General features: G+C 70.0%; 8 protein-coding genes. All 8 read left to right on the plus strand.

The genetic code is table 11. The features are described from left to right. Positions 1–10 precede the first annotated feature (10 nt). Positions 11–1,030 (plus strand): rod shape-determining protein, encoded by a 1,020-nt coding sequence (locus tag ABT001_RS15095; RefSeq protein WP_351276872.1) that lies wholly within the window; start codon positions 11–13, stop codon positions 1,028–1,030. Positions 1,031–1,127: 97 nt separating this feature from the next. Further along, positions 1,128–2,171 (plus strand): rod shape-determining protein MreC, encoded by a 1,044-nt coding sequence (gene mreC, locus ABT001_RS15100; protein WP_351276874.1) that lies wholly within the window; start codon positions 1,128–1,130, stop codon positions 2,169–2,171. A 10-nt stretch (positions 2,172–2,181) separates the two neighbouring features. Further along, entirely contained in the window at positions 2,182–2,844 is a 663-nt protein-coding gene (gene mreD, locus ABT001_RS15105) for a rod shape-determining protein MreD (RefSeq protein WP_351276876.1), read from the plus strand. 64 nt (positions 2,845–2,908) lie between these two features. After that, complete coding sequence (mrdA, locus tag ABT001_RS15110) at positions 2,909–5,083, plus strand: penicillin-binding protein 2 (protein ID WP_351276879.1); 2,175 nt, start codon at positions 2,909–2,911, stop codon at positions 5,081–5,083. After that, positions 5,083–6,276, plus strand: a complete 1,194-nt coding sequence (rodA, locus tag ABT001_RS15115; RefSeq protein ID WP_351276881.1) for a rod shape-determining protein RodA — start codon at positions 5,083–5,085, stop codon at positions 6,274–6,276. Before mrdA ends, rodA begins: the two co-directional genes overlap by 1 nt. Before the next feature lie 51 nt (positions 6,277–6,327). Next, the gene (locus tag ABT001_RS15120; RefSeq protein ID WP_351276883.1) at positions 6,328–7,866 is read left to right on the plus strand and encodes a CYTH and CHAD domain-containing protein; all 1,539 of its coding nucleotides are present in this window, start codon (positions 6,328–6,330) and stop codon (positions 7,864–7,866) included. Positions 7,867–7,916: 50 nt separating this feature from the next. Further along, on the plus strand, positions 7,917–9,842 hold the full coding sequence (locus ABT001_RS15125; RefSeq protein WP_351276885.1) for a TIGR03960 family B12-binding radical SAM protein: 1,926 nt from the start codon (positions 7,917–7,919) through the stop codon (positions 9,840–9,842). Between the two features lie 397 nt (positions 9,843–10,239). Next, positions 10,240–11,019, plus strand: a complete 780-nt coding sequence (locus tag ABT001_RS15130) for a TIGR03936 family radical SAM-associated protein (RefSeq protein ID WP_351276888.1) — start codon at positions 10,240–10,242, stop codon at positions 11,017–11,019. Positions 11,020–11,226 lie beyond the last annotated feature (207 nt).

Genomic DNA, 11,226 nt, shown 5'->3' on the forward strand with positions numbered 1-11,226 from the left:
GGGGAACTCAATGTCGTTCATCGGCCGTGACATGGCTATCGACCTCGGGACTGCCAACACGCTGGTGTACGTCAGGGGGCGCGGCATCGTGATGAACGAGCCGTCCGTCGTGGCCATCAACACCAACACCGGCGGAATCCTGGCGGTCGGCGCCGAGGCCAAGAAGATGATCGGGCGTACGCCCGGCAACATCGTTGCCGTGCGTCCGCTGAAGGACGGCGTGATCGCCGACTTCGAGATCACGGAGCGCATGCTCCGCTACTTCATCCTCAAGGTGCACAAGCGCCGCTACCTGGCCCGTCCGAGGGTCGTCGTCTGCGTGCCGTCCGGTATCACCGGGGTCGAGCGACGCGCCGTCATCGAGGCGTCGACCCAGGCCGGGGCACGCCAGGTGCACATCATCGAGGAGCCCATGGCCGCCGCCATCGGCTCCGGGCTGCCGGTCCACGAGGCCACCGGCAACATGGTCGTCGACATCGGTGGCGGCACGACCGAGGTCGCGGTGATCTCGCTCGGTGGAATCGTCACCGCCCAGTCGATCCGGGTGGCCGGTGACGAGCTGGACAACGCGATCATCCAGCACATCAAGAAGGAGTACTCCCTCCTCCTCGGTGAGCGCACCGCGGAACAGATCAAGATCACGATCGGATCCGCGTACGACCTCGGCAAGGACGAGCACACCGAGATCCGCGGACGTGACCTGGTCTCCGGGCTGCCGAAGACCGTGGTCGTCTCCGCAGGTGAGGTCCGCAAGGCCATCGAGGAGCCGGTCAACGCGATCGTCGACGCCGTGAAGACGACGCTCGACAAGTGCCCGCCGGAGCTCTCCGGCGACATCATGGACCGCGGCATCGTCCTCACCGGTGGCGGCGCGCTCCTGCGCGGGCTCGACGAGCGCCTCCGCCACGAGACGGGCATGCCGATCCACATCGCCGAGGACCCCCTGGACTCGGTGGCGCTCGGATCCGGTAAGTGCGTCGAGGAGTTCGAGGCGCTCCAGCAGGTGCTGGACGCCCAGCCCCGACGCTAGAACACGACGTTCCGCCGTACGGGCACTGACGCCCCGTACGGCGGAACGTCGGCATACAGGCACGAACATTCCGACAAGGAAGGCACGGCCGCCGCACGTGAGGGACACACGAGAGAGCCGGCTGCTCCTGGTGCTGCTGATCGCCATCGCATTCGCCCTGATCACGGTCGATATCCGCGGTGGCGAGGAGTCACCGGTGGACGGAGCCCGGCAGGCCGCCGCCACGGTCCTCGGACCGGTGGAGAACGGTGTCGCGGCCGCGGTGGATCCGGTGGGCAACGCCATCGGCGCCGTACGGGACTCCGGTGACCGGCACGACCGGATCGCGGCCCTGGAGCAGGAGAACGCCGAGCTGAAGACGAGGCTGGGCAGCGACGACCGCAACGCCAGCAAGGTCCGCCAGCTCGACACGATGCTGAAGAGCGCGGGAGCCGGCCAGTACGGCATCAAGGGCGCCCAGGTCATCGCCATAGGAGCGGCCCAGGGCTTCTCCTGGACCATCACCATCGACGCGGGGGCCGACGACGGCCTCCAGCGCGACATGACCGTACTGAACGGCGAGGGGCTCGTCGGCAGGGTCACCACCGTCGGCCCGAACACCGCGACCGTCCTGCTGGCCAACGACCCCGACTTCACCGTCGGCACCCGGATGGAGAAGACCGACGAGCTCGGCTTCGCCACCGGCCAGGGTGCCCGGCCGCTGTCGGTCCAGTTCCTGAACGGCAAGGCCGACGTCAAGAAGGGCGACCGGCTGGTCACCTTCGGCTCCAGCGGGGACAAGCCCTTCGTCCCCGGCGTGCCGGTCGGCGAGGTGGTCCGCGTGGACCCGTCGGGCGGCGACCTCACCCGGACGGTCTACGTCGAGCCGTACGTCGGCTTCACCAAGCTCGACATCGTGGGAGTGGTCGTCCAGGCGCCCCGCGACGACCCCCGGGACACGGTCCTCCCGGCCCAGCCCAAGAAGCCGGAGAAGCCCAAGCCCACCCCGACCGTCACCGTCACCGCCCAGCCGAACGGCGACCTCGTCGACAGCAGCGGACAGGTCGTCGGAAACATCAACGAGCCTGACGCGTCCGCTTCCCCGGATGCCCCGGGGAACACCGACACGGCCGCCGGTGACGCGGCGAACGAGCAGGAATAGAGCTGACCTCATGCGCTTGAACAGGATTCTGCTCTCCGTCGCCCTGGTCGTGGTCGCCCTCGTCATCCAGGTCTCCGTCCTCGCCCGCCTCCAGCTCCCCGGGGCCACCCCCGACCTGCTGCTCCTCGTCGTCCTCGGACTCGCCTTCGTGTACGGGCCCGTCAGCGGCGCCCTCATCGGCTTCGGCGCGGGCCTCCTCGCCGACCTGGCGCCGCCCGCCGACCACGCCGCCGGACGCTACGCCCTGGTCCTCTGCGTCATCGGCTACCTCGCCGGAATGGCCCGCCCCGAGAAGGGCCAGCTGAAGTCTGCCTTCGCCCCGATGGCCTTCGTCGTCGTCGCGGCGCTCGGATCGACCCTGCTGTACGCCGGGGTCGGCTCCCTCGTCGGAGACACGGCCGCCCGCCACGTGGGCCTGGGCAGCCTGCTGTTCACCGCCGTGGTGTACGACCTGCTCCTCGCACCCTTCACCGTTCCGTTGATCATGGCGCTGGCCAGGCGCACCGAGAACGACCCGGTCGCCGACAGCTCCGGCAGCGGTGATGTCGCCGCTGGCTGGCTGGCCTCCGGCACCGGACTGCGGATCGGCAGTCAGCGGAACGGGATGCGGCTGAGAGCGGCCCGCAGCCGCGCCGCACGCGCAGGAAGGATCAAGGGGGTCAAGCGACTGTGAGGCCGTACCCCACCGGGAGCGACCCCCGTACTCCAGGCCGACCCACCAGCACCGGGGGCACCCCGTGAGCAACATTCCGGAGACGGGCCGGACCCCGCGGGTCCAGATCCGTCTCGTCGTCATCCAGGTCCTCGTCTTCTCCCTGCTCCTGACGCTCGGCGGCCGGCTCTGGTACCTCCAGATCCGCAACGGGCAGGAGTACACCGACGAGGCCAAGAACAACCACGTCCAGCAGGTGGTGCAGCCCGCCGTCCGCGGTTCCATCCTCGACGCGCGCGGAGTGCCCCTCGCCGACAACGAGACCCGCCTCGTCGTCTCCGCCAGCCGTACCGAGCTGATGAAGATGAAGGACGACGGCGTGGGCGTCCTCACTCGTCTGGCCGACGTCCTCGACATGAAGCCCAAGGACGTCCAGGACAAGGTCCGGCTCTGCGACGCCGAGACCCCCCAGCCCTGCTGGAACGGCTCGCCCTACCAGCCGATCCCGGTCACCGACGAGGCCACCACCCAGCAGGCCCTCACGATCCGTGAACGCGCCGAGGACTTCCCCGGCATCACGGCCGAACCCACCGCCGTACGCCGCTACGCCGCGCCCGGCAAGGCCAACACCGCCCAGGTCCTCGGCTACCTCTCGCCCGTCACCGACGAAGAGGTCACCAAGGCGCAGGACACCGACTCGCCCTACCTCCGCTCCGACCAGGTCGGCCGCTCCGGCCTGGAGCGCACCTACGACAAGGAACTGCGCGGCAAGGCCGGCGTCACCCGCTACGAGGTCGACAACCTCGGCCGCGTCATCGGCGAGGCGCAGAACGACGAGGCCCAGCCCGGTTCCAGCGTCGTCACCTCCATCGACGCCCGGGTCCAGGCCGTCGCCGAGTACGAGCTCAACAAGGCGATGGAGACGGCCCGCAAGGAGATGGACCGCAACACCAACGAGCTGTACAAGGCGGACTCCGGTGCCGTCGTGGTCATGGAGTCCAAGACCGGACGCATCGTGTCCATGGCGTCCCTGCCGACGTACGACCCCAACGCCTGGATCGGCGGCATCTCCGCCAAGGACTACGCGAAGCTCACCGGCAAGAAGTCCAACTTCCCGCTGCTGAACCGGGCCATCCAGGGCACCGCCGCACCCGGGTCGATCTTCAAGGTCATCTCCTCGACCGCCGCGGTCAACGCCGGGTACGACTTCGACGGCAACTACCCCTGCCCGAGCTCGTACTCCATCGGCGGCCAGGTCTTCAAGAACTTCGAGTCCCAGGGCTACGGCAGCATCAACCTCGGGCGTGCCCTCGAGGTCTCCTGCGACACCGTCTACTACGGCCTGGCGCACAAGGAATGGGCGAAGGACGGCGGCAACAAGCCGAAGAGCAAGCCGGCGGACTGGTTCTACAAGACGGCCCATCAGTTCGGACTCGGCAAGGAGACCGGCATCGACCTCCCCAACGAGGTCGCCGGCCGCGTTCCCGACCGCCAGTGGAAGCAGGACTTCTACGACGCCAACAAGGCGGCCTGGTGCAAGCAGGGCAAGAAGGACGGCACGTACGTCGAGAAGATCGCGTACGAAGGCTGCATCGAGGGCAACAAGATGCGCGCCGGTGACTCCGTCAACTACTCCATCGGCCAGGGCGACACGCTCGTCACCCCGATCCAGATGGCGACCATCTACGCCGCGATCTCCAACGGCGGCACCCTGTACGACCCGACCGTCGGGAAGGCGGTCGTCAGCGGCGACGGCAAGACCGTCCAGGAGATCGCACCCCGCGCCCACGGCAAACTGCCGTTCACGGGAGACACGCGCGACAAGATAGACGAAGCCCTCGCGGGAGTCGCGACCCGGGGCAGCGCCGCCTGGCGGTTCGGCGGATGGCCCCAGGACAAGATCCCGATGCACGCCAAGACGGGCACCGCCGAGGTCTACGGCAAGCAGACGACCTCGTGGTTCGCCACGTACACCAAGGACTACTCGATCGTCATGACGATCTCCCAGGGCGGTACGGGTTCCGGCGCCTCAGGACCGGCCGTGCGCAACATCTACAACGCCCTCTACGGCCTCGACGCCAGCGGCAAGCAGGACCTCAAGAAGGCGCTGCTGCCCGCGCCGCAGAAGAAGCTGCCCACGATCAGGCCCGACGGCCAGATCGAGTCGCCCAAGATCAAGCCGTACACCCCCGCACCCGTCGACGACGGCACACAGGCGCTCGCGGGCGCACTCCCCGTCACCCCGGGGAGGCGTGACTGATGGCAGGCTTCTCGGTCTCGCGCTACGCCCCCGAACAGCGCTCCACCTGGACCAGGCTCACCGCCCGCGACTCCGTCGTGCGGCGGCTGGACTGGCCCCTGCTCGGATCGGCCCTCGCGCTGTCCTTCGTCGGCTCACTGCTGGTCTGGTCGGCGACCCGGGGCCGCGATTCGCTCACCCACGGCGACCCGTACTACTTCCTCTTCCGCCACGCGCTCAACACCGGCATCGGCCTCGTGCTGATGATCGGCACCATCTGGCTCGGGCACCGCACCCTGCGGGGAGCGGTCCCGGTCCTGTACGGCCTCTCGGTCGTGCTCGTCCTCGCGGTCCTCACGCCGCTCGGCGCGACAGTCAACGGCGCGCACGCCTGGATCGTCCTTCCCGCGGGCTTCTCCCTCCAGCCCTCCGAGTTCACCAAGATCACGATCATCCTCGGCATGGCGATGCTGCTCGCCGCCAGGGTCGACGCCGGTGACCAGGCGCACCCCGACCACCGGACCGTCGCCAAGGCGCTCGGCCTGGCACTCGTCCCGATGGCGATCGTCATGCTGATGCCCGACCTCGGCTCCGTCATGGTCATGGTCGTCATCGTCCTCGGCGTGCTCCTCGCCTCCGGTGCCTCCAACCGCTGGATCTTCGGGCTCCTCGGGGCGGGAGCGGCCGGCGCGGTGGCCGTCTGGCAGCTCGGCGTGCTCGACGACTACCAGATCGCCCGCTTCGCGGCCTTCGCCAATCCGGCGCTCGACCCGGCGGGCGTCGGCTACAACACCAACCAGGCCCGCATCGCCATCGGCTCGGGCGGGCTCACGGGAACGGGACTCTTCAACGGATCCCAGACCACCGGCCAGTTCGTCCCGGAACAGCAGACCGACTTCGTCTTCACCGTCGCGGGGGAGGAGCTCGGCTTCCTCGGTGCCGGGCTGATCATCGTCCTGCTCGGCGTCGTCCTGTGGCGGGCCTGCCGTATCGCCCGCGGCACGACCGAGCTGTACGGGACGGTCGTGGCCGCCGGCATCATCGCCTGGTTCGCCTTCCAGTCCTTCGAGAACATCGGGATGACACTCGGGATCATGCCGGTGGCGGGACTGCCGCTGCCGTTCGTGTCGTACGGGGGCTCGTCGATGTTCGCCGTCTGGGTGGCGATCGGCCTGCTCCAGTCGATCAAGGTGCAACGGCCGATGTCGGCCTGACCCCTCCGCGCCGCCCTGCATACCCGCGGACATCGCGGTTAGGTTCGTCATATGGCGGACTCCAAGCGCGAGGTAGAACGAAAGTACGAAGCGACTCCCGAGACCCGGCTGCCCGATCTGACCCGTGCGGCCGGGGTCTCGGCCGTCGTCCACCGGGGCCTGAGCGAACTCGACGCGGTCTACTACGACACCGAGGACCTCCGGCTGGCCGCGGCCTCCCTCACGCTCCGCCGCAGAACGGGCGGGGACGACGCAGGGTGGCACCTCAAGATCCCCGTGTCCTCCGGCGTCCGGGACGAGATCCGGGCCCCGCTCACCGACACCCTGCCGCCCGACCTCGACGCGCTGCTCCGCTCCCGCGTGCGGAACACCCGGCTGGCCCCCGTCGTGCGGATCCTCTCCGCCCGCGACGTCCACCACCTCCTCGACGAGGACGGTGCCCTGCTCGCCGAGGTGAGCGTCGACGAGGTCCTCGCGGAGCGCCTCACCGGGAAGGGGCGCGGCGCCACCTCGGCGTGGACCGAGCTGGAGGTCGAGCTCGCCGACGACGGCGACCCCGCCCTCCTCGACGCCGTCGAGCGGCGGCTGCGCAAGGCCGGCGTCCGGCCCTCCGACGCACCCTCCAAGCTGTCCAGGGCCCTGGCTGAGACCGCCCCGGAGAAGCGCGCCAGGAAGGTGGGGAAGGCGAAGCCCGCCGCCGCCCCGCACACCGCGGGCGCCCATGTGCTCGCCTACGTACGCCGCCAGGCCGAGGCCCTCGTCGAGCTGGACCCCGCCGTACGCCGCGACCTGCCCGACAGCGTGCACCGCATGCGGGTCGCCACCCGCCGGCTCCGCAGCGCCTTCAGGACGTACCGCGCACTGCTCGACCGGACCGTCACCGACCCCCTCCGCGAGGAGCTGAAGTGGCTCGCAGCCGAGCTGGGGGCCGACCGTGACCAGGAAGTCCTCGACGCACGGCTCCGCTCCCACCTCGCCGCTGTGCCCACGCCCCTGCTCCTGGGCCCCGTGAAGGCCAGGCGGAAGCTCACCTCCGTCTCCAGGCGCACCGGCTCCCGGCGGCGGGCCACCTCCGTGCTCGACACGGAGCGCTACCTGGCCCTGCTGGACTCCCTGGACGCCCTCCTCGTCGACCCGCCCCTGCGCCCCGCCGCCGCACGGCCGCCGCGGGACGCCCTGCCCCGCGCCGTGCTCAAGGACTACGCACGCCTCGCCGCCCGCGTCGGGCACGCCCTGGAACAGCCGCCAGGCGAGGACCGTGACCTGGCCATGCACGAGGCGCGCAAGGCCGCCAAGCGCGTCCGCTACGCCGCCGAGGCCGCCAGGCCGGCCCTCGGGAAGCCGGCCAAGAGGTTCGCCAAGCGGATGAAGTCCGTGCAGTCGGTCCTCGGCGATCACCAGGACAGCGTCGTCACCCGGGACGCGCTGCGCACCCTCGCGGTCCAGGCCCACGGCGCGGGGGAGTCCGCGTTCACCTGGGGTCTCCTGTACGGCAGGGAGGAAGCCGCGGCGGGCGCACGGGAACGCGAGCTTCCCGAGGTCTGGGCCAGGGCGTCCCGCCCAGGACTGCGCGCGGCGCTGAAGGGCTGAGCACCGGGTTACGCTTGATGGTCACCCCTGCCAGCTACGAAGGTCCACAGATGTCTGCCGAGTCGGTCTTCCCGCAGCTCGAAGCTCTGCTCCCGCATGTGCAGAAGCCCATCCAGTACGTCGGCGGTGAGCTGAACTCCACCGTCAAACCGTGGGACGAATGCGACGTCCGCTGGGCACTCATGTACCCGGACGCCTACGAGGTCGGGCTCCCCAACCAGGGCGTCATGATCCTCTACGAGGTGCTCAACGAACGCGAAGGCGTCCTCGCCGAGCGCACGTACAGCGTGTGGCCGGACCTCGAGGCGCTGATGCGCGAGCACGAGGTGCCGCAGTTCACCGTGGACAGCCACCGCCCCGTCGGCGCCTTCGACGTGTTCGGCCTCAGCTTCTCCACCGAGCTCGGCTACACCAACATGTTCACGGCCCTGGACCTCGCGGGCATCCCGCTGGAGTCCAAGGACCGCACCGTCGATCACCCGATCGTGCTGGCGGGCGGCCACGCCGCGTTCAACCCCGAGCCGATCGCGGACTTCATCGACTGCGCGGTCATCGGCGACGGTGAACAGGCCGTCCTGGAGATCACCGAGATCATCCGCGCCTGGAAGGCCGAGGGCCGGCCCGGCGGCCGTGAGGAGGTCCTGTTCCGCCTCGCGAGGACGGGCGGCGTCTACGTGCCCGGCTTCTACGACGTCGAGTACCTCCCCGACGGCCGCATCGGCCGCGTCGTGCCCAACAGGTCCGGCGTGCCGTGGCGCGTGTCCAAGCACACTGTCATGGACCTCGACGAATGGCCGTACCCCAAGCAGCCGCTCGTCCCCCTCGCCGAGACCGTCCACGAGCGGATGTCCGTGGAGATCTTCCGCGGCTGCACCCGTGGCTGCCGTTTCTGCCAGGCCGGCATGATCACGCGCCCCGTGCGGGAGCGAAGCATCACCGGCATCGGCGAGATGGTGGAGAAGGGGCTCAAGGCCACCGGCTTCGAGGAGGTCGGCCTCCTGTCGCTCTCCTCCGCGGACCACTCCGAGATCGGTGAGATCGCCAAGGGCCTCGCCGACCGGTACACCGACGACAAGATCGGCCTCTCGCTGCCCTCCACCCGCGTCGACGCGTTCAACGTGGACCTGGCCAACGAGCTGACCCGCAACGGCCGCAGGTCCGGCCTCACCTTCGCCCCCGAGGGCGGCTCCGAGCGCATGCGCAAGGTCATCAACAAGATGGTCTCGGAGGAGGACCTGATCCGCACCGTCGCCACCGCCTACGGCAACGGCTGGCGCCAGGTGAAGCTGTACTTCATGTGCGGCCTGCCCACCGAGACGGACGAGGACGTCCTCCAGATCGGCGACATGGCGGTCAACGTCATCGCAAAGGGCCGTGAGGTCTCCGGGCAGAACGACATCCGCTGCACCGTCTCCATCGGCGGCTTCGTGCCCAAGCCGCACACCCCCTTCCAGTGGGCCCCGCAGCTCAGCGCCGAGGACACCGACGCCAGGCTGAAGAAGCTCCGGGACAAGATCCGCGACGACAAGAAGTACGGCCGCTCCATCGGCTTCCGCTACCACGACGGCAAGCCCGGCATCGTCGAGGGACTGCTCTCCCGCGGTGACCGCCGGGTCGGCGCCGTCATCCGCGAGGTCTACGAGTCCGGCGGCCGTTTCGACGGCTGGCGCGAGCACTTCAGCTACGACCTCTGGATGAGGAGCGCCGAGAAGACGCTGCCCGCCTTCGGGGTCGACGTCGACTGGTACACCACCCGCGAGCGGACGTACGAGGAGGTCCTGCCCTGGGACCACCTGGACTCCGGTCTCGACAAGGACTGGCTCTGGGAGGACTGGCAGGACTCGCTCGACGAGACCGAGGTCGAGGACTGCCGCTGGACGCCCTGTTTCGACTGCGGCGTGTGCCCGCAGCTCGACCTGGACATCCAGATCGGCCCCACCGGCAAGAAGCTCCTGCCGCTGACGGTCGTGAAGTAGGTCCTTCGGGCGACAGCCCGGTGACGAGAGCCCGGCCCGGGAAACTCCGGGCCGGGCTCTCGCGTCCTTCCCGGCACGGACCCCGACGAGCAGCACCGCACACCCGCGTCGCGCAGTGGCGCGTGGCGGGTGCGGGTGGGTACGCCGCAGGTCACGGGCGTGCGGGAACTCGGAGGGTCCGCTGCGCGTACCCTGGGTAGAACAACGACTGTCCCCAGCGCGGCGCCCGCGTCCGAGATCTCCCCGCTTGCCGACGAAACGGCCAGGCGGGGGTGAGCCGGAGCGGCACCCCGGGGCACCCCGTATTTCGTGGGCGTCCGCCACCGCGGCCGCCCCGCACCGAGGAGAAGAACCACTGGGCAAGCGACAGCCCGAAGGCCCGCCGCCCGCACCGGCGGTGCAGCGCATCCGACTGCGCTACACCAAGCGGGGCCGCCTCCGGTTCACCAGCCACAGAGACTTCCAGCGCGCCTTCGAGCGGGCACTGCGCCGCTCCCAGGTGCCCATGGCCTACTCGGCCGGCTTCACCCCGCACCCGAAGGTGTCGTACGCCAATGCCGCACCCACCGGCACGGGCAGCGAGGCCGAGTTCCTGGAGATCGCCCTCACCGAGGCGCGCGATCCGGACACCCTGCGCGTGCTGCTCGACGCGTCGATGCCGGACGGCCTCGACGTCATCGACGCGGTGGAGGCCCGCACCTCAGGCCTCGCCGAGCGGCTGACCGCCTCCGTATGGGAGATGCGGCTGGACGGGGTCGCCGTCCAGGACGCCGAGAAGGCCGTCGCGGCGTTCCTGGCCGCCGAGACCGTCGAGGTCCAGCGCCGTGCCAAGAACGGCGTGCGGACCTTCGACGCCCGCGCGGCCGTCGTCGGCCTCGAGGCTCTTGATCCACAGCCTGATAGGTCCGGGGACCGGCCCTGTGCGATACTGCGGCTGGTAGTACGGCACATGACACCTGCCGTGCGACCCGACGACGTCCTGTCCGGTCTCCGAGCTGTGGCCGACCTGAAGCCGCCGGTCCCCGCAGCGGTGACCAGGCTGGCGCAGGGGCTCTTCGACGAGGAGTCCGGCACGGTGACCGACCCGCTCGCGCCCGACCGCGAGGCAGCCCCGGCCGTTTCCACGGCCGATCCGGCCGCCGCCGCGACGGCGCCGGAAGGTGCAGGTTCCGCGTAAGGCGGTCGTTGTAGCGCAGCCCTTGGACTCGGGAGCCACCTGGGTCGGGCCGCGCACCGCCCCATAAGACTTTCGCCAGGCCGTGCGTAGCGCGTACGGAACCGGCGAGCCAGACATCAGCTCCCGTGCGGCGCCCGCGCCCCGGACGGCGGTATCGCGCACATCGCGCGAATCGCGTCGGACCGGAATCAGGCGTGGCGCCCGGGA

Source organism: Streptomyces sp. NPDC002793 (assembly GCF_040295485.1).
In the GTDB taxonomy this organism is placed as follows: Bacteria; Actinomycetota; Actinomycetes; order Streptomycetales; family Streptomycetaceae; genus Streptomyces.

Excerpts from the sequence above, each read along its gene's own strand:
- mreD (WP_351276876.1), top strand. The coding sequence starts at position 2,182 with ATGCGCTTGAACAGGATTCTGCTCTCCGTCGCCCTGGTCGTGGTCGCC.
- rodA (WP_351276881.1), top strand. The coding sequence starts at position 5,083 with ATGGCAGGCTTCTCGGTCTCGCGCTACGCCCCCGAACAGCGCTCCACC.
- ABT001_RS15095 (WP_351276872.1), top strand. The coding sequence starts at position 11 with ATGTCGTTCATCGGCCGTGACATGGCTATCGACCTCGGGACTGCCAAC.
- ABT001_RS15120 (WP_351276883.1), top strand. The coding sequence starts at position 6,328 with ATGGCGGACTCCAAGCGCGAGGTAGAACGAAAGTACGAAGCGACTCCC.
- ABT001_RS15125 (WP_351276885.1), top strand. The coding sequence starts at position 7,917 with ATGTCTGCCGAGTCGGTCTTCCCGCAGCTCGAAGCTCTGCTCCCGCAT.